This is a genomic window from Rhodomicrobium udaipurense JA643 (assembly GCF_000636015.1).
Lineage (GTDB): Bacteria > Pseudomonadota > Alphaproteobacteria > Rhizobiales > Rhodomicrobiaceae > Rhodomicrobium > Rhodomicrobium udaipurense.
In genome coordinates, this window is the sequence record NZ_JFZJ01000014.1 from 19466 (window position 1) to 44847 (window position 25382).

Annotated in this window: 23 protein-coding genes; 14 read left to right on the forward strand and 9 right to left on the reverse strand. The window is 64.4% G+C overall.

Annotated elements, in window-relative coordinates; all coding sequences use genetic code 11:
- Positions 1–4: 4 nt before the first annotated feature.
- Positions 5–1909, forward strand: a complete 1905-nt coding sequence (locus tag T281_RS03935) for a S9 family peptidase (protein ID WP_162173109.1) — start codon at positions 5–7, stop codon at positions 1907–1909.
- 19 nt (positions 1910–1928) lie between these two features.
- Here T281_RS03935 and T281_RS03940 read toward each other — a convergent pair whose 3' ends face one another.
- Together T281_RS03940 and irrA are read right to left on the reverse strand one after the other, a co-directional pair.
- The gene (locus tag T281_RS03940; RefSeq protein ID WP_013420194.1) at positions 1929–2324 is read right to left on the reverse strand and encodes a DUF2237 family protein; all 396 of its coding nucleotides are present in this window, start codon (positions 2322–2324) and stop codon (positions 1929–1931) included.
- A 62-nt stretch (positions 2325–2386) separates the two neighbouring features.
- Positions 2387–2815, reverse strand: a complete 429-nt coding sequence (irrA, locus tag T281_RS03945; RefSeq protein ID WP_037234571.1) for an iron response transcriptional regulator IrrA — start codon at positions 2813–2815, stop codon at positions 2387–2389.
- A 197-nt stretch (positions 2816–3012) separates the two neighbouring features.
- Between irrA and fabA the strand changes: the two genes are divergently transcribed.
- The 4 genes from fabA to T281_RS03965 are packed head-to-tail and all read left to right on the forward strand — an operon-like array spanning position 3013 to position 6329.
- Positions 3013–3549 carry a 3-hydroxyacyl-[acyl-carrier-protein] dehydratase FabA gene (gene fabA, locus T281_RS03950; RefSeq protein WP_013420192.1) on the forward strand — a complete coding sequence of 179 codons (537 nt, stop codon included), beginning with the start codon at positions 3013–3015 and terminating at the stop codon, positions 3547–3549.
- Positions 3550–3601: 52 nt separating this feature from the next.
- Positions 3602–4819, forward strand: coding sequence for a beta-ketoacyl-ACP synthase I (gene fabB, locus T281_RS03955; protein WP_037234575.1), 1218 nt, complete (start codon positions 3602–3604; stop codon positions 4817–4819).
- Positions 4820–4860: 41 nt separating this feature from the next.
- Complete coding sequence (fabI, locus tag T281_RS03960) at positions 4861–5742, forward strand: enoyl-ACP reductase FabI (RefSeq protein WP_037234579.1); 882 nt, start codon at positions 4861–4863, stop codon at positions 5740–5742.
- Positions 5743–5771: 29 nt separating this feature from the next.
- Positions 5772–6329, forward strand: a complete 558-nt coding sequence (locus tag T281_RS03965; protein ID WP_037234582.1) for a GNAT family N-acetyltransferase — start codon at positions 5772–5774, stop codon at positions 6327–6329.
- Between the two features lie 14 nt (positions 6330–6343).
- Here the strand turns inward: T281_RS03965 and T281_RS03970 are convergent, their stop codons facing one another.
- Both T281_RS03970 and T281_RS03975 read right to left on the reverse strand, forming a co-directional pair.
- Positions 6344–7351 (reverse strand): tyrosine recombinase, encoded by a 1008-nt coding sequence (locus tag T281_RS03970; RefSeq protein ID WP_037234585.1) that lies wholly within the window; start codon positions 7349–7351, stop codon positions 6344–6346.
- A 1-nt stretch (position 7352) separates the two neighbouring features.
- Positions 7353–7493: a hypothetical protein gene (locus T281_RS03975; protein ID WP_037234637.1), complete on the reverse strand. Its 141-nt coding sequence runs from the start codon at positions 7491–7493 to the stop codon at positions 7353–7355.
- Positions 7494–7614: 121 nt separating this feature from the next.
- Between T281_RS03975 and T281_RS03980 the strand changes: the two genes are divergently transcribed.
- Positions 7615–8253, forward strand: a complete 639-nt coding sequence (locus T281_RS03980; RefSeq protein ID WP_037234587.1) for a shikimate kinase — start codon at positions 7615–7617, stop codon at positions 8251–8253.
- On the forward strand, positions 8250–9386 hold the full coding sequence (gene aroB, locus T281_RS03985) for a 3-dehydroquinate synthase (protein WP_037234590.1): 1137 nt from the start codon (positions 8250–8252) through the stop codon (positions 9384–9386). Before T281_RS03980 ends, aroB begins: the two co-directional genes overlap by 4 nt.
- A gap of 18 nt (positions 9387–9404) precedes the next feature.
- On the opposite strand, the gene T281_RS03990 is transcribed toward aroB, so the two are convergent.
- Positions 9405–9926: a hypothetical protein gene (locus T281_RS03990; protein ID WP_037234592.1), complete on the reverse strand. Its 522-nt coding sequence runs from the start codon at positions 9924–9926 to the stop codon at positions 9405–9407.
- 567 nt (positions 9927–10493) lie between these two features.
- Between T281_RS03990 and T281_RS03995 the strand changes: the two genes are divergently transcribed.
- On the forward strand, positions 10494–10892 hold the full coding sequence (locus tag T281_RS03995) for a hypothetical protein (protein WP_037234595.1): 399 nt from the start codon (positions 10494–10496) through the stop codon (positions 10890–10892).
- A 228-nt stretch (positions 10893–11120) separates the two neighbouring features.
- Complete coding sequence (locus T281_RS04000) at positions 11121–12140, forward strand: D-alanine--D-alanine ligase family protein (RefSeq protein WP_037234640.1); 1020 nt, start codon at positions 11121–11123, stop codon at positions 12138–12140.
- Between the two features lie 7 nt (positions 12141–12147).
- Here the strand turns inward: T281_RS04000 and lysA are convergent, their stop codons facing one another.
- Positions 12148–13413: a diaminopimelate decarboxylase gene (lysA, locus tag T281_RS04005; RefSeq protein ID WP_037234599.1), complete on the reverse strand. Its 1266-nt coding sequence runs from the start codon at positions 13411–13413 to the stop codon at positions 12148–12150.
- Between the two features lie 312 nt (positions 13414–13725).
- Positions 13726–15123 (reverse strand): argininosuccinate lyase, encoded by a 1398-nt coding sequence (gene argH / locus T281_RS04015; protein WP_037234643.1) that lies wholly within the window; start codon positions 15121–15123, stop codon positions 13726–13728.
- 367 nt (positions 15124–15490) lie between these two features.
- On the opposite strand from argH, the gene T281_RS04020 reads away from it, so the two are divergent.
- Together T281_RS04020 and T281_RS04025 are read left to right on the forward strand one after the other, a co-directional pair.
- Positions 15491–15814: a hypothetical protein gene (locus T281_RS04020; RefSeq protein WP_155955089.1), complete on the forward strand. Its 324-nt coding sequence runs from the start codon at positions 15491–15493 to the stop codon at positions 15812–15814.
- 147 nt (positions 15815–15961) lie between these two features.
- Positions 15962–16606 carry a TlpA disulfide reductase family protein gene (locus T281_RS04025; protein WP_052036999.1) on the forward strand — a complete coding sequence of 215 codons (645 nt, stop codon included), beginning with the start codon at positions 15962–15964 and terminating at the stop codon, positions 16604–16606.
- A gap of 204 nt (positions 16607–16810) precedes the next feature.
- Here T281_RS04025 and T281_RS04030 read toward each other — a convergent pair whose 3' ends face one another.
- Entirely contained in the window at positions 16811–18196 is a 1386-nt protein-coding gene (locus tag T281_RS04030; protein WP_037234609.1) for a S41 family peptidase, read from the reverse strand.
- A 279-nt stretch (positions 18197–18475) separates the two neighbouring features.
- On the opposite strand from T281_RS04030, the gene T281_RS04035 reads away from it, so the two are divergent.
- Positions 18476–19723 carry a lytic murein transglycosylase gene (locus T281_RS04035; RefSeq protein WP_052037000.1) on the forward strand — a complete coding sequence of 416 codons (1248 nt, stop codon included), beginning with the start codon at positions 18476–18478 and terminating at the stop codon, positions 19721–19723.
- A gap of 8 nt (positions 19724–19731) precedes the next feature.
- Here the strand turns inward: T281_RS04035 and T281_RS04040 are convergent, their stop codons facing one another.
- Positions 19732–22641, reverse strand: coding sequence for an FAD-binding and (Fe-S)-binding domain-containing protein (locus T281_RS04040; protein WP_037234612.1), 2910 nt, complete (start codon positions 22639–22641; stop codon positions 19732–19734).
- 413 nt (positions 22642–23054) lie between these two features.
- Between T281_RS04040 and T281_RS17410 the strand changes: the two genes are divergently transcribed.
- A complete protein-coding gene (locus T281_RS17410; protein ID WP_245269145.1) occupies positions 23055–23999 on the forward strand; it encodes a septal ring lytic transglycosylase RlpA family protein in 945 nt (314 codons plus the stop codon).
- 89 nt (positions 24000–24088) lie between these two features.
- Entirely contained in the window at positions 24089–25321 is a 1233-nt protein-coding gene (locus tag T281_RS04050; RefSeq protein ID WP_052037002.1) for a D-alanyl-D-alanine carboxypeptidase family protein, read from the forward strand.
- The last annotated feature ends 61 nt before the right edge of the window (positions 25322–25382 follow it).

Below are 25382 nucleotides of genomic sequence, written 5' to 3' on the forward strand. Positions count from 1 at the left end.
GAGCATGAAGAACAGTGTTTTCCCCTTCGGCCACTGGCCATCTCCGATCTCCGCCGAGGCGGTCGCGGCAGGCGCGTTGCGCTTCGGACGGGTCGAGGCGAAGAGCGGCGCGGTCTACTGGAGCGAGAGCCGCCCGGCTGAAAAAGGGCGTTCGCCCGTGCTACGCTGGACAGCCGCAGGGGGCGTCACGGAGCTTCTGCCCGCGCCATGGTCGGCCCGGTCGCGCGTGCATGAATATGGCGGCGGCGAGTTCACGGTGGCGGGCGGTGCGCTTTATTTCGTCAACGACGCCGATCAGGATATTTACGAGGCCAAGCTGACGCCCGGGGGCGCTGCCGCACCGCGCCGCCTCACCGAACTGCCGAGCACCCGCTTCGCCGACACGGCGCTCGACACGGGTCGCAATCGCCTCGTCGCGGTCGGCGAGACGCACGGCGTGGGCGAAACGCACGGCGCGACCGAGCCGGTCAACGCGCTGTGGTCAATCCCGCTCGATGGGAGTGCGCCGCGCGTCCTCGTCGAAGGGCACGACTTCTACGCCAGCCCGCGCGTCAGCCCTGACGGCTCGCTTCTGGCTTACCTCGCCTGGAACCTGCCGCACATGCCGTGGGACGCGGCGGAGCTGTTCGTCGCGCATCTCGACGCGGATGGCGCGGTTTCCGACGTGGTGAAAGTTGCGGGCGGCGGCGGAACCGCGTGCTTTCAGCCGGAATGGACGGGCGAGGCGCTTCTCTTCGTATGGGACGCAGGCGGCGCGGGCAATCTGTGGCGTTGGATGGAGGCGTCCGCGCCGATCCAGATCACGCGGCTCGACGGCGACCTCTCGCTGCCGCTATGGGTGTTCAATCAGGCGAGCTACGCGCTTCTCGAAGGTGGCATGGCGCGGCTGTCCTATGTCGACAAAGGCGAGACGCGCGCCGCGCTGTTCGACCTCGAAACCGGCGCGCTGACGCCGCTCGCGTCGCCATTCACCTGGGTTGGCGCGTTATCGGGAGACGGCGATCTTACGGCGTTCGTCGCCATGGCTGACGACGAGGCACTCTGCGTCGCGGCCGAGGCGGACGGCGCCGCGCCCGCCATCATCCGCCGAAGCTCGACGTTCGTCATCGACCCCGGCTTCATCGCGCCACCGCAGCGCCTCGAAATCCCGAGCCCTTCCGGCCCGGTCTACGGCCTCTATTATTCGCCCGTCAACCCGGATGCGCGCGGCCCGGAAGGCGAGGCCCCGCCGCTCATCATCAGCCTCCACGGCGGCCCGACCAGCGCCGCACTGCGCGGACTGAAAGCCAAGACGCTGTTCTTCACGTCCCGCGGCTTCGGCTGGCTCGACCTCGACTATTCGGGCAGCGTCGGTTATGGCCGGGCCTATCGCGACCGGCTCAAGGGCGCGTGGGGCGTCGCCGATGTCGCGGACACGGTCGCGGCGGCGGAATATGCGGCGGCGAGCGGGCTGGCCGATCCCTGCGCGGTTTTCGTCACGGGCGGCAGCGCGGGCGGCTTCACGGTGCTGATGGCGATTGCGACATCGAACGCATTTCGCGGCGCGGCGAGCTATTACGGCGTGGCTGACCTCATCGGCTTGCAGGAGACGACGCACAAGTTCGAGCAGGGCTATCTCGAAACGTTGCTCGGCGCGACTGTCGAGGCTGACCCCAACCTTTATCGCGCGCGGTCGGCGCTCACGCATGCCGACGCGATCAAGACGCCGCTCATCCTTTTTCAGGGCGCAGAAGACAAGGTCGTGCCGAAGGCGCAATCGCTCGCCATCGCCGACGCGCTGAGAGCGAAGGGCGTGCCCGTCGCGTATCACGAGTTCGCGGGCGAGGGACACGGCTTTCGGCAGGCGGAAACGATCCGCGATTGCCTTGAGCTGGAGCTGAACTTCTATCGCGGGCTGCTGGCGCGCTGAGCGAAATGCCAGGCGCCGTTTACGAAAGGTCGATCGCGTGGCGCTTCAGGTCGGCGAGCGACACGATGTCCAGCGCGTTCTGGTGCGTAGCCGCGAGCACGACTTTAGGGGCTTTCCCTGCCGCGAAAGCCTGCGCCCATCGCGCCGCGCACAGGCACCAGCGGTCGCCTGCCTTCAGGCCGGGGAAGCCGAAATCGGGAACGGGCGTGGACAGGTCGTTTCCGGCCGCCTTCGAGAAGGCGAGAAAATCGTCGGTCATCACCACGCAGACGGTGTGCGATCCGACATCCTCAGGGCTCGTATTGCAGCACCCGTCGCGGAAAAAGCCGGTCAGCGGCGAGAGCGAGCAGGGCGACAGAGGCTCTCCGAAGACGTTCTTCGGAGGGTCCGGTCTGTGATTGGTCGTGTCGCGCACGATTTCGCTCCAAATCGAATGGGGACGAGGCATCGCACGCGCCGTCGATTTTGACGGGCAACCTAGCCGCCCTTTTTTCTGCTCGGCTCCAGCCTGACGAGAACGTCGATGCGGGCGATTTCGGTTCCGGGCGGCGGCTTCGGTAGGTTTTCGACCTTGATGTCGGCTGTGTCGATATCGACAAGCGAGCCGTTCTTTTCGAAGAAGAAATGAAAGTGGTCGTTAATCTTGGTATCGAAATACGTCTTCGAGCTTTCGATGGCGACTTCGCGCAGAATGCCCGCTTCGACGAACTGATGTAGCGTGTTATAAACGGTTGCAAGAGAGACAGGCACACCCCTTTTCACGGCCTGAGCGTGGATCTCCTCGGCAGTGAAATGCCAGTCATCGCGCCCGAACAGCAGCTCCGCGAGCGCGACGCGTTGACGCGTCGGTCGTAAGCCCGTGAGGCGCAGTCTTTCTATAGGGAGTTCCGGGATATTGTCAGGCATCACTTGGCATTCCGTCGCGTTCCACCTTGTAGTATAGGTAGCGACGCCTTAACTCGCAAGCGCCGCCCAAGGCCCCGGAAGTCTGAACGCAACGATGGCGTGGGTTGCGAGCACCGAAAGGTGTGATAGTTACGGTATGTGACAGTTTAGCGACGGCCTGCCGACGAGCAGGCATAATGACTATCTAAAGAGGAAATATGTCCGAGCGGCGCCACAGCTACGACTATGAGGACTTGCTCGCCTGCGGTCGCGGCGAACTATTCGGGCCCGGAAACGCACAATTGCCGCTTCCGCCCATGCTGATGTTCGACCGCATTACGAGCATCTCCGAGACGGCTGGAGAGCACGGCAAGGGGCACGTCATCGCCGAATTGGATGTCCGCCCGGACCTCTGGTTCTTCGACTGCCACTTCAAGGGCGATCCGGTGATGCCCGGTTGCCTCGGCCTCGACGGTCTGTGGCAGCTGCTGGGCTTCTTCCTCGGCTGGGGCGGCTCGCCGGGCCGAGGCCGCGCATTCGGATGCGGCGAGGTCAAGTTCACGGGCATGGTCGTGCCGACGGTGAAGAAGCTTGAATACATCGTCGATCTGAAGCGCGTCATTCGCCGCAAGCTGACGCTCGGTGTCGGCGACGGCATTCTCAAGGCCGATGGCACGGTTATTTATTCTGCCAAGGATCTCCGCGTAGGCTTGTTTACCGACGCGAACGTGGGCATTGAAGCGGCGGCTGGCTGAGCCGGATCGCGCCGAGGCCTTTTCAACAAATGCGACAACGTGGGGTCAAGACATGAGACGTGTTGCTGTCACGGGAATGGGCATCATCTCGTCCATCGGTAACAACACCAAGGAGGTGGTTGCCTCCTTGCGTGAAGGGCGCTCCGGCATCGTCAAGGCGAAAGATTACGCCGAGCGCGGTTTCCGGTGTCAGGTGCACGGTGAGCCGACCATCGACTGGGAAGCCGCGATCGACCGCAAGGTGCGCCGCTTCATGGGCGCGGGCGCGGGGTGGAACTACATCGCGATGCAGCAGGCCATCGCGGACGCCGGCCTCGAAGACAAGGACGTGTCGAACGAGCGGACAGGCCTCATCATGGGGTCCGGCGGTCCGTCCACACGCGCCATCGTTGCCGCCGCCGACACGACACGCGAGAAGGGCCCCCGCAAGGTCGGCCCGTTCGAGGTGCCGAAGGCGATGTCGAGCACCAACTCGGCCACGCTTGCGACCCCGTTCCGCATCAAGGGCATCAACTATTCGATCTCGTCGGCCTGTTCCACCTCCGCGCATTGTATCGGCAACGCGGCCGAGATGATCGCGTGGGGCAAGCAGGACGTCATGTTCGCGGGCGGCGGCGAGGAACTCGACTGGACGCTGTCGGTGCTGTTCGACGCCATGGGTGCGATGTCGTCCAACTTCAACGACACCCCCACCAAGGCGAGCCGCGCCTATGATGCAAACCGCGACGGCTTCGTCATCGCGGGCGGCGCGGGCGTGCTCGTGCTGGAGGAATTGGAGCGGGCGAAGGCGCGCGGTGCAAATATTTACGGCGAACTCGTCGGCTTCTGCGCCAACTCGGACGGCTACGACATGGTTGCGCCGTCCGGCGAAGGCGCGGCCCGCTGCATGCGCGTCGCGATGAAGGGGCTCGACCGCAAGGTCGACTATATCAACCCGCACGCGACCTCGACGGTTATCGGCGATCTCAAGGAAATCGAAGCCGTGCGTGAAGTCTTCGGCTCGAAAGCGCCGCTGCTTTCCGCCACCAAGTCCCTCACCGGGCATTCGCTCGGCGCGGCAGGTGTGCAGGAGGCAATTTATTCCCTCCTGATGATGAACAACGGATTTGTGTGTGAATCCGCAAATATCGTGGAGCTTGATCCCGCGTTCTCGGATATGCCAATTGTTCGCGAGAGACTCGACAACGTCGAGCTGAATTGCGTGATGTCGAACAGCTTCGGTTTCGGCGGCACCAACGCGACGTTGATATTCAACCGGTACGACGCCTAGAGGCGTCGGACACATGCCGGATCAGGAAAGGCCACGATCTCATGACTGGGTTTGATGTAGCAAAGCCGGGGCCATTGATGGCAGGCAAACGCGGGCTCATCATGGGCGTGGCCAACGAACGGTCCATCGCCTACGGCATCGCGCGCGTTCTCGCCGGACAGGGCGCTGAAATCGCCTACACCTATCAGGGCGACGCCTTCGGTCGCCGCGTCATCCCGCTCGCCGAAAGCCTCGGCGGTAAGATCATCCTGCCCTGCGACGTGGTGGATCTGGCCTCCGTCGATTCGGTTTTCGACACTCTCAAGGAGAAGTGGGGTAAGATCGACTTTCTGGTTCACGCGCTCGCCTTCTCCGACCGCAACGAGCTGAAGGGCCGCTACGCCGATACGACGCGCGACAACTTCATCAACAGCATGGTGATTTCGTGCTTCTCCTTCACGGAGATCGCCAAGCGCGCCGCTGCGCTGATGACGGACGGCGGCTCCATGATTACGCTGACCTATGGCGGGTCGACTCGCGTCGTCCCGCGCTACAACGTGATGGGCGTGGCGAAGGCGGCGCTTGAAGCGTCCGTGCGTTACCTCGCCGTGGATTTCGGTCCGCAGGGCATCCGCGTTAACGGCCTGTCTGCCGGTCCAATGCGTACGCTAGCGGGCTCTGGCGTGTCCGATGCGCGCGTCATCTTCAATTACCAGAAGCTGCATTCGCCGCTGCGCCGCACGCCAACGCTCGATGAAGTGGGTGGTGCCGCGCTTTATCTTCTCTCCGGCCTTTCCACCGCCGTCACGGGCGAAACCCATTACGTCGATTCGGGTTACAACATCGTAGCCATGCCTCGCCCCGAGATGATCAACGAGAAGGGCGAAGGGCTCGCCTCAGAGGCTGGCGTTGCCCTGCAGCGGGAGCCGCGGGCCGCCGAGTAAGGCGCTTCGCGTTTCCGGAAAGGCATGCCGTGGCTATCACTTATCCGCTGACCGCTATCGATCCGTTGGAGAGAGACCGGCTTGTGGCCGAAGCTACGGAGATCTTTTTTGCGACGGCGAACACCTCGGCGTTCAACTCGCCAATCGTGAAGAAGGCGTTCTATCAGCGCTGGTTCGGCAATTATCTGGACCTCCAGCCGCTGTCATTTTTCATTGCGCTCGATAATGAGCGGCACGCGGTCGGCTACCTGGCCGGGTGCCTCGACAGTTTTTCCGACGAATCTCGTCCGATCCTCGACGGCATGGCGTTCTACACGAAGAACTTCCGCGCCGCTCTTCATGATTTCCCGTCGCACTTCCACATCAACGTGAAACCAGGCCAGCAGGGCAACGGCATCGGCTCGCTGCTGGTCGCGCGCTTCTTCGATCAGTGCATCGAAGCCGGTTCGCCCGGCGTCCATGTGGTGACGGGGGCAAACTCCCGCGCCGTGCAGTTCTACGAACACTGCGGTTTCCGCCGGTTTTTCCCGCTGAAGGAAGCGAGCCCGGATCTTGGACTTCTCGTGCACCGCTTCGAGCAGCGGTAGGCCGCGCTGCCCGCTTACGTTTCCTTTTCCGCCGCGCCCTCGCTGAGGGGGTGAAAGTCGAACACGGTCTGCCGCAGGCGGTCTTCCATCACGTGCGTGTAAATCTGCGTGGTCGAAATATCGGCGTGGCCGAGCAGCGTTTGCAGCACGCGCAGATCGACGCCCCTGTCGAGCAGATGCGTCGCGAACGCGTGGCGCAGCACGTGTGGCGAAAGCCGTTCCGCGTCGATGCCGAGGCGCGCGCCGAGCGCTTTCAGATCCTGCGCGAATTTCTGCCGCGTCAGGTGGCCGTCCTCGCCCCACGACGGAAACAACCATTTCGAGGCCGAAGCTCCGGCGACGCCTGCCTTGCCGTCGGCGGCCCGCGCGGACACATCGAGCGCGTCCAGCCAGCAGTCGAGCACGGTGCGCGCCTTGGCGTTGAGCGGAATGATGCGCTCGCGCCCGCCTTTGCCCTTCACGGTCAGCATCTTGCAGTCGCCGAGGAAGGCGGCGCGCGGCAGCCCGACGAGCTCGGAGACGCGAAGCCCGGTGGCGTAGAGGAGTTCGAGCAGGCAGGCGAGCCGCAGCGCTCGGCGGCCGGCGGGCGTTTGCGGATCGCCAAAAGCCGCCGCCTGATGCGCCGCGTCGAGGAGCAGGTCCACCTCGGCGATGGTGAGCGTCATCGGCAGCACGCGCCGCGCCTTCACGCCATCGATGAGCCGCGCGGGGTCATCATCGCGCGTCTTCTCGGCGACGAGGAAAAGCATGAAGCGCTTCAGGCAGGACAGTTTGCGCGCGGCGGAATTGGCTGAAAGCCCGGCCTCGGCCCGATCCGAAAAGAACGCTTCCAGATCGTCGCGCGCGCAGACGGCGAAGGTTTCGCCACGCTCCGCCAGGAAACGCGACATCTCGCGCAGATCCGCAGCATAGGCCGCGACCGTGTTCGCCGATGCGCCGCGTTCGGCCCTCATCATCGCGAGATACGCATCGATCAGCGGCTCGTCCGCTGCCGAGGCGGGAGCGCTCGGTGGCCGCCCCACGTTATTTGATCTTCGCGTCGCGGATCGATTTCGTCATCTCGTGCGGCGATGGCTCGAAAAAGTTCGCCAGAACGAACATCGACCCATAGAACAGCCCGGCGATCAAACCGACGATTGTCAGAAAGCGAAGAAGTGTCGGCATCTCTCCCTCCGGCTCGGTTGTTCTCTCTATGGGCTGACGCTCTTCGCGCCCGTTGTCAAGGATGCGATAGAAGCTTAAGTTGCGGCCCTGTTCTTCCATAAGCCAATAAGATGAGCGGTTCGTGACGTCGGAAAACGAAGCAGGCGGTTTGAAGCCGATGGCGAAGGCGGTGCGGCACGCGCTCGGGCGGCAGAGCGTCATTCTTGTCGGCATGATGGGGTCGGGTAAATCGTCCATAGGGCGGCGGCTCGCGACCACGCTGGACCTGCCTTTCCACGATGCCGACGCCGAGATCGAGACCGCCGCAGGCATGACCATCGAGGAGATATTCAGCGCCCACGGCGAGGGCTATTTCCGCGACGGCGAGGAGCGCGTCATCCGCCGTCTTCTCCAGAGCGGCCCGCAGGTGCTGTCGACGGGCGGCGGCTCGGTCATCTCGCCCGCCACGCGCGCCGAGATCGCCAGAGGCGGCGTGTCGATCTGGCTCCATGCGCCGCTCGACCTTCTCCTCCAGCGCGTCTCGCGGCGCGACAATCGCCCGCTCCTCAAGAATGACGACCCGATGGCCGTGCTTGAGCGGCTCCTCGCCCAGCGCGAACCCTTCTATGCCGAGTCAAATCTCAGGTTCGAGAGCCGCGACGCGCCGCACGAGGTGATCGTTGATGAAATCCTCGACCTGATCTTAACGTATCTGACAGCCAAAGAGGCCGGAGGCGGCGGAGCCCACCCGGCGGACATGCAAGGGAGCGAACCGTCATGACGGCACAAGTGAAGCCTTCCGCGCGCGTTGATGTGGAGCTTGGCGAGCGCAGCTATCCGATCCTCATCGGCAACGGCCTGATCGCGGGCGCGCCGCAGTTTCTGGCGGAGACGCTGCCGGGCACGCGCTTCGCCATCGTCGCGGATGAGGCGGTGCGGGCTTACGCGGAGCAGCTTGAGGCGGGGCTTGCGGGCGCCGGTCTCCTGCTCGGCCCAACGATCTATGTCCCTTCCGGCGAGGCGTCGAAAAGCTTCGCCTCGCTCGAACGCGTGACGGCGGCGTTGCTCGACCTTGGCGTGGAACGCGACCATGCGGTGATCGCGCTCGGCGGCGGCGTGATCGGCGACCTAGCGGGCTTCGCGGCGGCGACGCTGAAGCGCGGCGTGCGCGTGGTTCAGGTGCCAACGACGCTTCTCGCGCAGGTCGACTCGTCGGTCGGCGGCAAGACCGGCATCGACACGCCGCACGGCAAGAACCTCGTCGGCGCGTTCCATCAGCCCTCGCTCGTGCTGATCGACCTCGACACGCTGAAGACCCTGTCGCCACGGGAATTTCGCGCGGGCTACGCCGAGGTCGCGAAATATGGCGCGCTCGGCGACTCGGTGTTCTTTCGCTGGCTGGAAGACAACGCTCCTGCGATCTTCGAGCTGGACACTTATCCGCTCACCGACGCCGTTGAGACGAGTGTGCGGATGAAGGCGGAAATCGTCTCGCGCGACGAAAAGGAGGCGGGCGACCGCGCGCTCCTGAACCTCGGCCACACCTTCGGCCATGCGGTTGAGGCGTGGGCGGGTTATTCCGGCGATGTGCTCCATGGCGAGGCGGTCGCGCTCGGCATGGTGCTGGCGGCGCGGTTCTCGGAGGCGGAGGGCTTCTGCGCGCATACGGTGTCGAGGCGGCTCGAAGACCATCTCGCGGAAGTCGGCTTTGTCACCACCTTCGGCGAGTTGCGCCAGCGGCTAGGCCGCGCGCCCACGCTCGATGAACTGACCGGGTTCATGGAGCAGGACAAGAAGGTGAAGGACGGCCAGATGAACCTCGTCCTCCTGAGCGGCATCGGCAATGCCTTCGTGGCGAAGGATGTCGCGCGCGACAAGATCCGCGCCTTCCTCGCCGCCGAGCTTGAGCGGTAGGCACGGCCGCCGAACGCGCTACGGGCGGGCGTCGCGTTGCGCCTGGCGGACCTTCGTCCACTGCGACACCTGCCCGATCTTTGACGGGTGGACGGTCGTGCGGCGGCGGCGGCTCGGAAGCGGCGACATGCCTTCATGCGCGGTGACGCCCGGAGCCGGACGGTGGAATTCCGCTGACCGCTTCATCGCAAGCGCACGCCGCGCATTCGCGCCAAGCTCCGCCTTCGCCTCGAACTTGCGGTGCCGCTCGATCTCCTTGTTCACGCGCTTCAGCGCCTGCGCGAAGACCTGCTTCCTGCGGCGCGGCTGATCCGAGGTGCCGGGAAAGCTTCCGCCGCGCGCCTCGCCCGTGCCCTTGGTCTCGCGGCGCTTCGCCTTGTACTGCGTCTTTTCCTTGTCGCGCATGTCGCGAAGCCGCTTCAGCGTGTTTTGCAGATCGTCACGCGCAATCTCGCAGATAGCGGGATAATGCGTCGTGCGCACAAGCTCGCGCTCGTCGTGGTTCAGCAGATGAAATTCGCTTTTGTAAGAGATGGCCATACGCTACTCCCGGTGCGTTTTTCGAAAGCGCGGATCGGCGTCCGTGCGCGAAACGCTGTGAAACAAGAAACCGGATCTCTCTCGCGCAGAACGGCGAGCGGAGAAATCAGGCTGGGCGTTTTGCCGAGGATAGCGGTTGTATCTTACCCGTCCGTCACACGCGGGCGGCGCGCTTGTCCGGCGGAGCCATGAAGGCGGGTGACACAGGTTCGCGGATTGTCCGCTTCAGGATCGCATTGATCTCGCGCGTACTGGCGAGCGCTTTGCCGACGATCTCCTCCGACCGCCCGACGCCGTAAACGCGGTGTTAGCCTCTGAATCTGGAAACACATCAAGCCGCAGGCGCGACACGGATAAAAGCAGATAGCGATTTCGTATCGAGCGTCCGCAGGATCGGGGCGACATCGCACAGTCGGGATCGCGGCGATTTACAGAACCATCAAGCCCGCTGCACGAGAATTTCCCGTTCGTAGCGCTGAAATAGCTCATTTCCTTCGAAACAGAGGCCGGTGTCATAGTATCAAGACACGACATCCAAAGGCGCTTCATCAAAGGCATAGGCGGACCATGGCACGAAGCACTCCCTTTCTCGGCGTTTTCGGCCGGTTCGGACGATCCGAAAGCCTGCGCACGCTCGACAAGGTATTGCGCGCCGTCGACCTCCATCCCAATCTTGTGCCGGAAGCCGTGAAGCTGACGGTCGTCTCGCTGCTGATGGACGCGTATGCGGAAGATCCTCGCGAGCCCGATTATCGCTACGCGGCGGAGCTTATCGGCTATGTCGCTCTTGGCGCGGACGGGTTCACCGTGGCGAATGGCGAGGCCGCCGCAAACGATGCGGAACGCCGGATCGAGGCCGCGCTTGCCGACGAGGATAGCCTCGACGCGAAGCTCATCCTTCTCGCGCTCCATTCAAGCATTGTGCACCCGGCGCTAAAGGAAGCCTGGCAGCTCGAAAGCGACTGAGCCCCCGTGCTCGGGGCACGCGCCTTTCGCATCAGCGGCTAGGGCGAGGCGGTGGGCGCGCCTTGCGGCGAGGTCAAGCTCACAAAAGGAGGCCGAGCCTTTCCGCAAAAGGTGATCTCGCTTCAACAGCATTCGAATTGTTTAACGAAACGGATTATCTCTGATCGAATCGATTGCCTGCCTTCGGACGGCGTTCTCAAGGCAGCGCGACCCCGGATGGAGCCTCTCATGCATCCTTCGATTTCCGAACAGCTGCTCGTCGCACCGTCGACGCCGTCCACGCGCATACTTTTCATCGCGCGCCATGCCCCGCTTGAGCCGAACTATGCCGTGCGCGACTTCGAAGGAGACGGCGGCTATCCCGGCTATTACGCGCGCGTTTTCCGCACCTTGCGCGACCTCGGCTACCGGGTCCGCACCGCGAGCGAGCCGCTGGCGCTCCTTGCCGCGAAGGGCGACACCGACATCGTCTTCTCGCTCTACAACCGCATGCCGATCAACAACCCGGAAGTGTTCATCCCCTCGCTGTGCGAATATCTGCGCATTCCCTATGTCGGCGCGCGGCCGAACATTCGCGCCCTCGCGGAAGACAAGTGGCTCGCGAAGCTCGCGGCGAAGGCCATCGGCATTCCGGTTTCGGAGGGCGCGGTCTATGCCGACGAGGCCGCGCTCGCCACGCCACCCGGCTTCCCCGGCCCGTATTTCGTCAAACAGCGTTTCGGCGCGGCGTCGGAGGGCATCAGCGCCGAGTCGATTCAGGACGATTGGGCGGGCGCGGCGCGCGTGGCGGCGAAGCTCATGGCGCGGGGCATGGCGGTGCTCGTCGAGGGCTATGCGCCCGGCATCGACATCACCGTGCCGTCGCTCGGCAGCGCGGGCGGTCCGCTCGTGCTCGGCGTGGTGCGTCCGCGCTCGGACAAGGCAGGCGGCATCATCACCGAAGATTTGAAGCGCAGCGATCCGCTCGGCTACGAGATTTTCGAGGCGGGCGGCGTCGAATGCGCCCTCCGCGGGGATGCCGCCACGCTTTGGCGCGCCGTCGGGCCAATGGACTATTTCCGCATGGATTACCGCTTTGATCCCGAGACGGAACGGCGCGTCTTCCTCGAATTCAACATCTGCTGCCATATCGGGCGCAGCGGATCGATCTGCCTCGCGGCGGCGCAGCACGGGCTAAGCCAAGCGGATGTGCTCGGCCACGTGATCGAGTTCAGTCTGAGGCGGCAGGGCGTCGCGCCCGAGGCTTGACGCTGCGCTAAAGCCAGCCCGCGAGCGGCTCGGCGCGCAGCATGTCTTCGTAGCTCGGGCGCGGACGCACCACGGCGTAATCGGCGCCGTTGACCAGCACCTCCGGGACGAGCCGCCGCGTGTTGTAGGTCGATGACTGCGCCGCGCCGTAAGCGCCTGCCGTCATCACCGCGATGAGATCGCCCGGCGCAAGCTCCGGCATGTCGCGGTCCTTCGCGAGAAAGTCACCCGTCTCACACACCGGCCCGACGACATCGGCGCGACCGACGCTGGCGTTCCGCTGCGCCTCGTTCACGGGCCAGATGTCGTGATACGCGTCGTAAAGCGTCGGGCGAACGAGGTCGTTCATGCCCGCGTCCACGATAACGAAGCGCTTTTCGCCGCTGTGCTTCGAATAAATGACCTGCGTGACGAGGATGCCCGCGTTGCCGACGATGATGCGCCCCGGCTCGAACAGCAGTCTCGCGCCAAGCCGGTTCGACAGGCCGATGACGATCTCGGCATAGTCGCTCGGCAGAGGCGGAACCTCTTGATCCCAGCGATAGGGAATACCAAGGCCGCCGCCGAGATTGACATAGGAAATCGTGTGGCCGTCGCGGCGCAGGTCTTCCACGAGGTTCGCCATCAGGTCGAAGGCGTCGCGAAACGGCTCCATATGCGTGATCTGGCTGCCGATGTGCATGTGCACGCCTGCCACATCGAGGCCCGGCAGGTCGCGGGCGAGGGCATAGAGCGCGCGCGCGTCGCGCCAGCTCACACCGAATTTGTGTTCGGATTTGCCGGTGGAAATCTTGGCGTGCGTCTTCGCGTCCACGTCGGGATTGATGCGGAACGCGATGCGCGCCGTCTTGCCGCGTCCGCCTGCAACCTGTGACAGCGCGCGAAGCTCGGCCTCGCTCTCGACGTTGAAGCCGTAAATGCCCACGTCGAGCGCGAAGGCCATTTCAGCCTCCGTCTTGCCGACGCCCGAGAACACGATCTTGTCCGCCGGAATGCCAGCCGCCAGCGCGCGCCGGATCTCGCCCTCGGAGACGACATCCGCGCCGGAGCCGAGCTTCGCCAGCGTGCGGATCACCGACACGTTGGAGTTGGCCTTGATGGCGTAGCAGACGAGCGCATCCTGACCAGTGAAGGCGGCGGCGAACACGCGATAATGGCGCTCTATCGTGGCGGTGGAGTAGCAGTAAAACGGCGTGCCGACATCGCGAGCGATAGCGTCGAGAGCGACACCCTCGGCATGAAGGATGCCGTTCTTGTAAGAAAAATGATGCATGACGCGAGTTTAACGCAGGAGCGGGTCCAGAATGAAGGGCCGATCCGGGTCAACCTTTCCTTTTGCGTCTTTCGGCACGTCCGGCGGCGGCAAAGGGCGTTGAAGGTCGCTCTTTTTCCCGCAGGCCGACAGCCCAAGCGCGAGCACGAAAGCAAGTACCAGATTGCGACTTAAGCCAGTCATCGTATCCCCGTCACCGCGCCCGAAGCTTATGCCGAAGGCTTGACCAAGCCTCGCCTCGCGTGCATCGCCTGCGGGCAAACGAACAATGCCGCCCCGCAGTCTCTCAGCCACGCGATCCCTAGCCCGTGTTTAGCGCGAAGTTCCGGCGGCTTCCAGCTTCTTCAGCCAGATTTCAGCCGCCGCCTTCACATTTTGCGGCGCTGTGCCTCCAAAGCTGCGGCGGCTTTCCACCGACTTATCCACGTTCAGCACGTCGAAAATGCGCTCCGTGATACGCGGCTCGACGGCCTGCATATCCTTCAGCGGCACCTCGTGGAGATCGACGCCGAGGTTTTCGGCATGCTTCACGATGCGGCCCGTGACGTGATGCGCCTCACGGAATGGAAGCTGCGCGTGCAGCACGAGCCAGTCCGCAAGGTCGGTCGCGGTCGAGAAGCCCTGACCGGCGGCGTCGCGCATGCGCTCTGGCACCGGCTCCATGTCCTCGATCATGCCCGTCATCGCGGCCAGGCCGAGCGACAGCGCGTCGATGGCGAGGAACACGGCCTCCTTGTCTTCCTGCATGTCCTTGGAATAGGCGAGCGGCAGCCCCTTCATCACCGTAAGCAGCGAGACGAACGCGCCCGCGACGCGGCCCACCTTCGCGCGCACGAGTTCGGCGGCGTCCGGGTTGCGCTTCTGCGGCATGATCGATGAGCCGGTGGTGAAGCGGTCGGATAGCGTGATGAACCGGAAGCCCGCGCTAAACCAGACGACGATCTCTTCGGACAGGCGCGAGAGATGCGTGGCGCAGATAGCGGCGGCGGCGAGCGTTTCCAGCGCGAAATCGCGCGAGGACACAGCGTCGAGCGAGTTCGCGAGCGGGCGGGCGAAACCGAGCGCGGACGCCGTCATGTGCCGGTCGATGGGGAAGGATGTGCCAGCGAGCGCGGCCGCGCCAAGCGGGCTTTCGTTCACGCGCGCCCTTGCGTCGGCGAAGCGGCCCCGGTCGCGGTCCAGCATCTCGACATAGGCGAGGCAGTGGTGGCCGAAGGTGACGGGCTGCGCCACCTGCATATGCGTGAAGCCCGGCATAATGGTCGCCGCGTGAAAGTTGGCCTTCGTCGCGAGCGCGAGCTGGAGCGTGGCGATTTGCTCGTCGAGGTGGTCAATCGCGCCACGAATATAAAGGCGGAAATCCGTCGCCACCTGATCGTTACGCGAGCGGCCGGTATGGAGCTTGCCCGCGACCGGGCCGATGAGATCCTTCAGCCGCGCTTCCACCGCCATGTGGATGTCTTCATATTCGCGGCGGAACTCGAAGCGCCCGCCCTCGATCTCCTCGCGCACCGTATCGAGGCCCGCGACGATCGCGTCGGCCTCTTCGGGCGTCACGATCCCGCACGCGCCGAGCATCGTGGCGTGCGCCTGAGAAGCGCGGATGTCCTCCGCATAGAACCGCTGGTCGAACGAGATGGAGGCGTTGATCTCCTCCATGATCTCGGCGGGCTTTGTCTCGAAGCGCCCGCCCCACATTTTATTGGCCATCGCTGTCATTCGCCTAGAGCCCGTTCCGATCGGATTGCACCGCAATCTGATGGGGTAACGGTCTCCATCCAGGAGTTAGAAGCTGTCCTCAATGATTTCGACATTTGCTCGCGCGAGGATGAAGCAACCGGATGCAAACGCCGAAACGGGACCGCTAGAGGGCTTAAAGCGCAGCATTAGCGCGCTGCCGCCGAATGTACAAGCGGGCTTCGACACTCAATGTATCAGCTTTTTCAGTAGCCTAAAATTTGGGCAGCGGAGCCGTATGACGTTTCGGCAGGGAACGCCTGCGCGGCTCAAGCATTGATATCATGACGGTCTTTTGGCGCGCCGTGCTTCTAGCGCCGCCCGCTGAATGGAGGAATACATGGAACGTGGCCTGGAACGAGGCATTGAGACGACCCAACGCAGCCGCATCGATCTTGCGGAATGGCGCGGCAGGGACGTGACCCGCCAGTATGAGTTCGGCGAGAGCATGGTGCCTGAAGATCGTCTGCGGAGCTCGCTTGAGCGCACCGAGATTTTCAGCGCCGAGCACGAGGGCGAGAAGGGGGAGGAAGGGATCGTTCACATCGAGTCGTTCCCCACCGCGCGCGACATGATGGCGCTCGGTTATGCCTACGCCTACGGCAAGGGCGTGACCGACCGCAGGACGAAAAACCTTCGCGTGCGTGCGATGGGCACGCGCTGACGTTTTTTGTGAAAGACGAAATGTTTGGGCGGGATCGCGCTGCGATCTCGCCCTTTCTCTGCCGCCGTCCACCGCGATGACCTGCGATGGTTATTGCGTCCATCGTGCAGCTTGACTGTGCGATATGCGTGATGAAAAGCTCCGGGCATGGAAACCGGTAACGACGACGGCGGAACACGGAGGCAAGGCTTCCTCATCTATGGCCTTGCCGCTGCGGGGGCGCTCGCGGTGATGGCTGTGGGCATGGTCATGGAGCGCGCGTCCATGGTGCCGGACGAGCCGCGCCCGGCGGCGGTTACGGTTCCCGCTCCCGTCGAGTCCGGCCAGTTCATCCGGCACGCCAAGCCCGTCACGCTTCCGGCGCTGTCATTCAACGGCGCGGACGGCAAGGCGCGCTTCCTTTCGGAGTGGCGCGGCAAGGTTGTACTCCTGAACATATGGGCGACGTGGTGCCCGCCGTGCATCCGTGAAATGCCTGCGCTCGACAAGCTTCAGGCCGAAAAGGGCGGCGACGGTTTCGCTGTCGTCGCGGTCAGCACGGATCGGAGCGGCCTTGCGAAGCCGAAGGCGTTTTATGAGCGCGTCGGGATAAAAAGCCTGGCGCTGTTCAATGAGACGAGCGGCGACTTGAGCCTCGCGCTGGACGCAGACCGTCTGCCGCTGACGATTATCCTCGACCGCGAAGGCCGGGAGGTCGGGCGCTATTTCGGAGCGGCGGCATGGGATAGCGCGGAGGTCTTCGCCAAGGTCATGGCGATGGCGGGAGCGACAGCCGGAGCGGCGCGACGTTAGGCGGTAGGAAAATTTGCTTCACTCGATTTGTACAGCGTCGCGCGGAGTCCGATTCAACGCGCGATGCTATAGAGCGAGAGCGTGGAACTTGTTCGGGGCTTTCGCATTGCTACTCGCCCCAAGCCGGGTTGCCAGCCTTGCGCTCATGATGGCGGGGGCGATCACACGCATTTCGCCGCGATGCCCCGTCCGAGACTCGGCCGCTCAGCCGCCCGACGGTCCGTTCGCCAGCGGGCTTGAAGTCGGCGTCGTGGCACGCGCCTGATCCAGCGAATCCGTGGCCTTGTTGCCCGTTTGCGGCAATTGCCCGCGCAGGAGCGCTAACGCCGCCTGAAGCTGGTTGTCCTTTTCCTTCTCCTTCGGGACGTAGGAGATGCTGCCACCCCCCTCTTCCGTCGCGGCGGCGTTCTTCAGATGCCCGCGCAATTGAGCCTCGGATTCAAAGGGCACGCTGGCGAGTTGCAGCTTCAGCTCCGGCGGAAGCTCGGGTTCCACCACATAATCCGGTTCGATGCCGGTCGCCTGGATCGAGCGGCCGGACGGCGTGAAGTAGCGCGCGGTGGTGACGCGGATCGCGCCCTTGTTGGCGAGCGGAATGAGCGTTTGCACCGATCCCTTGCCGAAGGAGCGCGTGCCGAGCAGCGTCGCCCGCTTGTGGTCCTGAAGCGCGCCCGCCACGACTTCCGAGGCTGACGCCGATCCGCCGTTGAGAAGCACGATCACCGGCTTGCCGTCAGCGATATCGCCCGGCTTGGCGGTCGTGCGCTCGATGTCTTCGGCATTCCTGCCGCGCGTCACGACGATGGAGCCCTTGTCGAGAAACGCGTCGGAAAGGTCGATGGCCTGATCGAGCAGACCGCCCGGATTGTTGCGCAGGTCGAGCACGTAGCCCGACACCTTGCCGTCGAGCGCTTTCTTGATGTCTTCGACCGCCTTCTGAAGGTATTCGGTCGTATGTTCGTTCTCGAACGACTTCACCTTGATCCAGCCCGCGTCGCCTTCGACGCTATATTGCACCGGATTGATCTTGATGATGTCGCGGATGACCTTCACCGTGATCGGGTTGGTTGCGCCCTTCCGCTGGATCGTGAGCGTAACCGGCGACCCGACCGCCCCGCGCATGCGGTCGACGGCGGCATCCATGCTGAGCCCCTTCACCGTTTGACCGTCGAGCGCCGTGATTGCATCGCCAGCGAGCACACCTGCCCGATCGGCAGGCATATTGTCGAGCGGCGCGATGACCTTGATGGCACCGTCTTCCATCATGACATCAATGCCGAGGCCGCCGAACTCGCCGCGCGTGTCGGCTTGCTCGTCCTGAAATTCCTTGGGCGTGAGATAGGCTGAATGCGGATCGAGCCCATTCACGAGGCCCTTGATCGCATTTTCGATGAGCTTCGCGTCATCGGGTTTTTCGACATATTCGGCGCGCACGCGCTCCAGCACGTCTCCGAACAGTTCGAGGTTCTTGTAGATTTCAGGGCTCGTCGCCTGCGCGCTTTCGCGCTGAACGAGCGGCATGAAGAGAAATCCGCCGGTCACGACCAGCGCGATGAGGAACGCACCGAGCGCGAGTTCCTTTTTCCGCATTACTTTTCAACCTTCCAATACCAGGCAAGCTGAAGGTCCGATCACCTGAGCGGGTGAAAAGGTAAACGAATCCTTGCTTCGACAACAGGTTTCCTGCACCCGATCAAAGGCAATTTTTAGGCCAAGGTTGGGGTTGGTTAATTCTTGCCACTTCTGGGTGTGGCCAAGCTACCGATCTGGCGCCCCGGCGGGCGAGGCGCGTTCACCAAAATTCCATGATGTCCTTGTTATTAAAGGCACGACCACATTTTTGCTGTTGTTTTCAGCAACCTCGACGCGATGGCTATGAATTTTTCACGCAGGGCGGTGCTTCAGGGCGCGCTCGCCACTCTGGTTTCCAGCGCTTGCGGCAGCGGCGTCCTGGCCACCTCGGCTTCTGCACAATCGGCGCGCATGCCATTCTCGCAATGGGTGGAGGCGTTCGGCGCCCGTGCCCGGTCGCGCGGTATCTCCGGCGCGACGTATGCGCGTGTCATGGGGGCGCTCAAGCCCGACACCTCCGTCTACGCGCTTGACAAGGCACAGCCCGAATTCAAGGAAGAAGTCTGGCAGTACCTTAATCGCCGCGTGTCCGACTGGCGTATCGGCATCGGCATCGAGCGCGCGCGCGAATATGCGCCATTGTTGGAGAAGATCGAGCGCACCTACGGCGTGGACCGCTACGTGATGCTCGGCCTCTGGGGCATGGAGAGCGCGTTCGGCGATGTCGTTACCAACCCCAAGCATATGCGGCCCGTATTCCCGGCGCTCGCCGCGCTCGCCTGGGGCGAGCCGCGCCGCCGCAGCTATTGGGAGCAGGAGCTTTTGAACGCGCTCGTCATCGTCGATCGCGGATGGGCGAGGCCGGACGAGATGATCGGTTCATGGGCGGGCGCGATGGGGCATACGCAATGGATGCCCGAGGTCTGGCTCAACATGGGCGTGGATTTCAACGGCGACGGCAAGATTTTGCCCTTCGGTCCCCCGGACGATGCCCTTGCGGGCACGGCACAATATATCGCAAAGCGCGGGAAATATCGGCGCGGCGAGGGCTGGGGCTATGAAGTGCGCCTGCCGGAAGGCATGGGCGGCGCTGGCGGCTGGAAGTCCATCGCGGCATGGCAGGACAAGGGCGTGACGCGCGCGACCGGCAAGCCGTTCCCGAGGCCCGGCGAACAGGCGCGGCTTTGGCAGCCGGTGGCGCGCGGCCCGGCGTTCCTGCTCACCCGCAACTTCGATGCGATCAAATCGTACAATCCGGCGAACACTTACGCGCTGGCGATTGCCCATCTCGGCGACCGCCTGAAAGGCGAAGGCCCGTTCGTGCAGCAGTTCCCCGGCGGTGAGCGCGCGCCCACGCTGGCGGAGGTTCAGGAGTTGCAAAAGCGGCTGACAGCGGCTGGCTTCGACACCGACGGCACCGATGGCCGCGTCGGCAAGGACACCATGAAGGCGATCCGCGACTTCCAGTTGAAGGTTGGCATGCAGCCGGCGGACGGCTATGCCGGTCTGAAGGTGCTGGCGCGGTTGCGCGCTAGCGGAGTTTAGCGCCGTCACTATCCCACGATTTCGGCGTCGCCCTTCAGCGCGAGGTCGAGCAGCATGGCAGGGTGACGCGCGGGGCGGCCCAACCCGTCCTGAACCTGCTTCCGGCAGGAATAGCCCGTGGCGGAAACGAGCGCGTCGCGGCCCGCCTTTCGGATCGCGGGGAACAGCGCCTGCTCTGCCATCGCTAGCGACGCGTCGAGCGTGTCGGGCGTTAGGCCCATCAGCCCGTTCAGGCCGCAGCAGGAGGGCGGCGCGGGCGTAATGGTCAGGTCGGGGATCAGTCGCAGCACCGCTTCCGCATGCGCGTCGACGCCATGCGCGCGCTCGTGGCAATGCGAATGCAGCACCACCGTCGCCTCAATGGCCGTCAGCGGGAGCGACAAGCCGCCGTCGCCGATGCGCCGCGCCAGAAACTCCTCGAACAGCAAAACGGGCGGCGGGTCCGCGATCGGCAGGCCAAGCGCCGCATATTCGTCGCGCATCATCAGCACGCAATTCGGTTCGAGGCCGATGACCGGCACGCCGCGCTCGGCATAGGCAGCCGCCGCGCGTGACAGCCGCGTCGCCTGCGCGCGCGCCTTCTCGATGTCGCCCGCATCATAGGCGCAGCGCCCGCAGCACAGCGCGCCGTCTTCCCTGTCGGTGAAGGCGACGACGCCGTAGCCCGCCGCTTCAAGTACGCTCTGCGCAGCCCGAAGGTTTGCCGTCTCGAACGAACGGTTGAACGTATCCGCGAACAGCGCAACGAGGCCGCGCGGCCCCGGTTCCGCCTCGACCGGCGCGCGGAAGCGGCGCCCTGCCCAGCGCGGCCATGGGCGGTCGGCGGCCAGCCCGAGCTTCCGCTCGGTGAAGCGGGCCAGTCCCGGCAGCAGGTCGCGGAGGGCAAGGAACCATCGCCAGCGCGCCGCGCGGTCCGTGTAGTCGGCGAGGTTGGCGTAAAGCTCCTGCGCGCGGGAGAAGCGGCCCGCCGCGCGCGCGGCAGCGAGCGCCTCAACCTTCATCTTCGGGATGTCGATGCCGAACGGGCATGCGGAGCCGCACGCCTTGCACGAGACGCACAGCGCCATGGTTTCGATCATCGCGGGCGAGCCAAGCGCCTCGTCGCCGAGCTGGCCCGAGAGCGCGAGCCGCACCGTCTGCGCGCGGCCGCGCGCAGAGTCGCGCTCGTCATGCGTCGCGGCGAAAGAGGGGCAGACAAATCGCTGCTCGGCAGTGCGGCATAGCGCGTGCCCGGCGCAGCGGCGCGCATGCTCCAGAGCACGCGCAGGCGTCGCTTCCGCCTCCCATGTGAGGGCGACCGGCACGTCGGCGGCCTTCGCTTCGCGCGGGGCGCGCATCAGCGCCGCATCGTCGAAATCCGGCGCGCGGATAATTTTACCGGGGTTCAGCACGAAGCCCGGATCGAGCTGCGCCTTGAGGTCGGCGAAGAGTCGAAGCGCGCCGGGGGCAAGCGCGCGTTCCAGCCCCTCGCTTCGGGCAAGGCCGATGCCATGGCCGCCGCTCAGCACGCCGCCATGGCGGACGATCAGCGCCGCCATCTCGTCGGACAGCGCACGCATGCGCTCCCGGTCGTTCGTGTGGCGGAGATTCAGCACCGGCCGCACGATCAAACAGCCGCGCCCGGCGCTGCCATAAAGCGCGGAGCGGACGCCGTGCTTGCCGAGCAGCGCCGCAAGCTCCGCTCCGTAGGCGGCGAGGCGGTGGAGCGGAACCGCGCCGTCCTCCATGAAAGACAGAGGCTGCGCCGCCGATTTCATGCGCCACGCACGCGTGACTGCGTTGTGCCGAAGCTGCCAGAGCGCGGCGCGGTTGTTCTCGCCAATGATTTCCACAAGCGGGAAGCGGCCCTTGTCGGCTTCGGCCAGCGTTTCGGACAAGCCCTTGAGAAGCCGCGTGTTGTCGACCGGGTTTTCCTCGTCGAATTCCACGATCAGCAGCGCTTCGGGATCGCCCTGCAGGAGGCGGAAGGCATGCGGGTCGCGCCGCGCGGCGACGATGTCGATCAGCGTGCGGTCGAGCAGTTCGATCGCGGTCGGGTTCAGCAGCGCGATCTTCGGGATGACGCGCAGCGCGCCGCCGAGATCGGCAAAGCGGCAGACGCCGAGCGCGCGCGTTCCGGGCAGCCGCGCAAGCTTCAGCTCGATGCTCGTGGCAATGGCAAGCGTACCTTCGGAGCCTGCGAGAAGCCGCGCGAGGTTCTGATCCTCGGAATAGGAAAGGAGCGCGCGCAGATCGTAGGCGGGCGGCTCCGGCGTGCCGGGCGGGCGCAGCGGGAACTCGCGGGCGATGTCCTTCTCGTGCGCTTCGCCGAATTGAAGGAGGTCGAGGAGGCGGTCGCGGCCGGGGAAGCGCGCCGTTTCATCCTCGGCGATGGCGCGAAAATGCACGCGCTGCCCATCGGCGACGAGCGCCATCGCGGAAATGATACGGTCGCGCATCGCGCCGTAGCGGAGCGCGCGCAGCCCGCTCGAATTGTTGCCGAGCATGCCGCCGACTGTCGCGGATTGTGCAGAGGCGATTTCGACCGGGAGGAAAAGACCGTGCGGTTCCAGCACCGCCGCGAGCGCCGCGGGCGTGCATCCCGGCTCGACCACGCATCGGGCGTTTTCCACGTCGATTGCGCCGATGCCGCGCATATATTTCGTGAAGTCGAGGACGACGCCTTCGCCGAGCGCTTGTCCAGCGGTCGACGTGCCACCGCCGCGCGCGATGACGGACAGCCCTTCCTCACGCGCCATTTCGAGGACGATGGCCACGTCGCTCTCGGACTTCGGGCAAGCCACTCCCGCCGGGAAGCTCTGATACATGGATGCGTCGGTGGCGTAGCGGCCTCGCGTGAAAAGGTCGCTTGTGGCGTCGCCCTCGATCTCTTGGGCGAGCCTGTCCCAGAAAGCGGGCGACGCCTTGCGCAATGCCATCGGTCCTTGAAAAGAAATGCGGTGGTCGCGTCCTTCGCCGCCGCCAGCCGCAGACCATGACCGAGAGTCTTCCCGAGCGCAATGGTCTGTTAACCACGCACGGTTAGCCTGAACGCAGCTTGAGGTTGTGTCCGGGTTTTGCGTGTACCATGAGCCGAGTTTGTGTCTGCGACTGTTGCGTGTTGGCGTCCCTGTCGCAAAAAGCGGCGGTAAACGCGCAAGTTTGGTGCAAGACGAAAACCGCGCCCAGCATTCGCCCGAATCTCCTTTCTGGACTTGTTGCTCCTCGCTTTCCGTTTGAGTTGCGGGCCGTCGTCAACAAATCCTTAAGCAGGGTCATGATCGTCACAGCGCTTGTTGCATCGCTTGGTGCCTGTACCGCCCAGAAGAGTCCGGTCGACGAGACCCAGACCTTGAGCCCGCGCGTGATCAAGGTGGGCGACCCGGTTCCGAAGGGGGGCGGCGAATACAAGCTCGGCAGCCCGTATCTCGCCAACGGCAAATGGTACACGCCCGTCAACGACGTGCATTACGATCAGGTCGGACTCGCCTCGTGGTACGGCGACTTTTTCCATGGTCGCAAGACGGCCAACGGCGAAATCTACGACATGGGCGCGCTGACCGCCGCGCATCCCACGCTGCCGATGCCGACCTATGCGCAGGTGACGAACCTCGACAACAATCGCACCGTGATCGTGCGCATCAACGATCGCGGCCCCTATCACGACGGGCGCATCATCGACCTTTCGCGCAAGGCGGCGGAACTGCTCGGCTTCCATGGACGCGGCACTGCGGCTGTGCGCGTGCGTTATTTTGCGCCCGCTCCGCTGAACGGCGACGATCACCTTGAGCGCTCCATTCTCGCGAAGCAGCCTTGGGCCGCGCGTTCCGTTTCGAGCGTGCAGACGCCCTCGCGCCCGCAGGTGGCAAGCGCTCCGGCATCCGCCGGCGTCCAGATCGCCGCCGCAACGGCCGTCCCTGTGCGCAAAGCTGCTCCGGCCACCGCGCCTGCGCGCGTGCAACAAGCCTCGGTCCCGATCGCCGCAACGGCTTCGATGGGCGCCTGGGCTCCCGTCGTCGCAACGAACGCGCCAACGCGGCAGGCCACTGCGGCCAAGGCTGCGACGCCAGCAAAAGCTGCGCCTGTGAAGGCCGCCGCCGCGCAGCCTGCGCCCGCTCAGCCCGCGACCTATATCGCATCGGCGACTGCTTTCCCGGCCTCCACCGAGACCTTCGACAAGCCGCTTGTTGTCAAGAAAGGCGGCTTCGAAGCATCGATCCACGATGCGGCCGCCGGGTGGTCGTCAAACTCACGGCCCGCCTTCTCCACTGGCGCGGCTTTTAATGGCGGCCAGTGAGACTATGTAAAGGCTCAATGGCCTGAATCTTAGCCAATAGGCGGTCGGTTTGATATTATCAGAGGGCCGACTCACCGGGACCGACGCCCATGCGCCTTGCCCTTTTCATTTTTCTTTTCTTCCAGATCTTTCAGCCCGCTCTAGCGCAATCTACGGGCGGGTATCAGACGGGAGCGGCGGAAGCGACGCTGATCGACGTCGAGTCCGGGGCGACGCTTTTCGAGAAAAACGCCGACAGGTTGTTCGCGCCCGCGAGCATGAGCAAGATCATGACGCTTGCCGTCATATTCAAAAAGCTCAAGGCGGGCGAGATCACCATGGACACCGAGTTCCCGGTGAGCCTCTACGCTTGGCGAAACGGCGGCGCGCCGTCGCGCACAACATCGATGTTCATCCCGCTGAACCAGACGGCCAAGGTCAGCGACCTCATTCAGGGCATCGCGGTACAAAACGCGAATGACGCCTGCATCGCGGTGGCTGAAGGGATTTCAGGCACCGAGGACGCGTTCGCGAAACTCATGACGGAAGAGGCGCGAGCCCTCGGACTTCAGAAATCCACGTTCGGCAATTCGACCGGACTGCCGCATCCCGGCAACCAGATGACCGCGCGCGAACTCGCGGCGCTTTCGATCCACGTCATCAAGACCTATCCAGACCTTTATCCCTATTTCGGGCAGAAGGAATTCAAGTACCGCACCTACACCTTCAGGAACCACAACCCGTTGCAGGCGACCGCTATCCCGGCGGACGGCCTCAAGCCCGGCTTTACCGAAGGCGTGGGCTACAGCATCGCGGCGTCGGCGGTGCGCGATGGGCGGCGGCTGGTGCTTGTGATGAACGGCCTCGAAAGCGAGCGCGACCGCCGCGAGGAAGCGCAGAAGATGCTCAATTGGGGCTTCGTGAACTTCAAGGCGCACAAGGTCTTCGACAAGGACGAAGTCGTGGGCGATGTTCGCGTCTGGGGCGGCCAGAAATGGACGCTGCCGGTCAAGGCCAAGGAAGACGTTGTCGTGCTGCTGCCTGTGAACGCGAAGGATCAGCGCATCCGCGCGCAGATCGCCTATCAGGGGCCGCTCAAGCCGCCGTTGAAGGAAGGCGACCCGGTTGGCGAGGTGCGCATCACATCGCAAGCGGGGACGTCGAACAGCGCGCCGCTCTACGCTGCCGCCGATCTCGAAGCAGGCGGCGTGATTGCCAAGGGCGTCGATTCCTTGTTGCTCGGCGTGAACGCCTATGTCTCGCAGGCGGTGACGAAGTATCTCAAGAAGCCGCCGGCGCAGCCCGTCAACACGGCGGTGCCTGCGGTCACGCCGAAGTCCTGACGTGCGCGGCCGCTTCATAACGCTGGAAGGCGGCGAGGGCGCGGGCAAGACCACGCAGGCG

Coding starts and splice junctions, on each gene's coding strand:
- T281_RS04030 (WP_037234609.1), bottom strand. CDS start 18,196: ATGCGGAAAAAGGAACTCGCGCTCGGTGCGTTCCTCATCGCGCTGGTC.
- T281_RS03990 (WP_037234592.1), bottom strand. CDS start 9,926: ATGGCCATCTCTTACAAAAGCGAATTTCATCTGCTGAACCACGACGAG.
- fabA (WP_013420192.1), top strand. CDS start 3,013: ATGTCCGAGCGGCGCCACAGCTACGACTATGAGGACTTGCTCGCCTGC.
- aroB (WP_037234590.1), top strand. CDS start 8,250: ATGACGGCACAAGTGAAGCCTTCCGCGCGCGTTGATGTGGAGCTTGGC.
- T281_RS04050 (WP_052037002.1), top strand. CDS start 24,089: ATGCGCCTTGCCCTTTTCATTTTTCTTTTCTTCCAGATCTTTCAGCCC.
- T281_RS03975 (WP_037234637.1), bottom strand. CDS start 7,493: ATGCCGACACTTCTTCGCTTTCTGACAATCGTCGGTTTGATCGCCGGG.
- T281_RS04000 (WP_037234640.1), top strand. CDS start 11,121: ATGCATCCTTCGATTTCCGAACAGCTGCTCGTCGCACCGTCGACGCCG.
- fabI (WP_037234579.1), top strand. CDS start 4,861: ATGACTGGGTTTGATGTAGCAAAGCCGGGGCCATTGATGGCAGGCAAA.
- T281_RS04025 (WP_052036999.1), top strand. CDS start 15,962: ATGGAAACCGGTAACGACGACGGCGGAACACGGAGGCAAGGCTTCCTC.
- argH (WP_037234643.1), bottom strand. CDS start 15,123: ATGGCCAATAAAATGTGGGGCGGGCGCTTCGAGACAAAGCCCGCCGAG.
- T281_RS04035 (WP_052037000.1), top strand. CDS start 18,476: ATGGCTATGAATTTTTCACGCAGGGCGGTGCTTCAGGGCGCGCTCGCC.
- T281_RS04020 (WP_155955089.1), top strand. CDS start 15,491: ATGGAACGTGGCCTGGAACGAGGCATTGAGACGACCCAACGCAGCCGC.
- fabB (WP_037234575.1), top strand. CDS start 3,602: ATGAGACGTGTTGCTGTCACGGGAATGGGCATCATCTCGTCCATCGGT.
- T281_RS03935 (WP_162173109.1), top strand. CDS start 5: ATGAAGAACAGTGTTTTCCCCTTCGGCCACTGGCCATCTCCGATCTCC.
- T281_RS03995 (WP_037234595.1), top strand. CDS start 10,494: ATGGCACGAAGCACTCCCTTTCTCGGCGTTTTCGGCCGGTTCGGACGA.
- T281_RS04040 (WP_037234612.1), bottom strand. CDS start 22,641: ATGGCATTGCGCAAGGCGTCGCCCGCTTTCTGGGACAGGCTCGCCCAA.
- lysA (WP_037234599.1), bottom strand. CDS start 13,413: ATGCATCATTTTTCTTACAAGAACGGCATCCTTCATGCCGAGGGTGTC.
- irrA (WP_037234571.1), bottom strand. CDS start 2,815: ATGCCTGACAATATCCCGGAACTCCCTATAGAAAGACTGCGCCTCACG.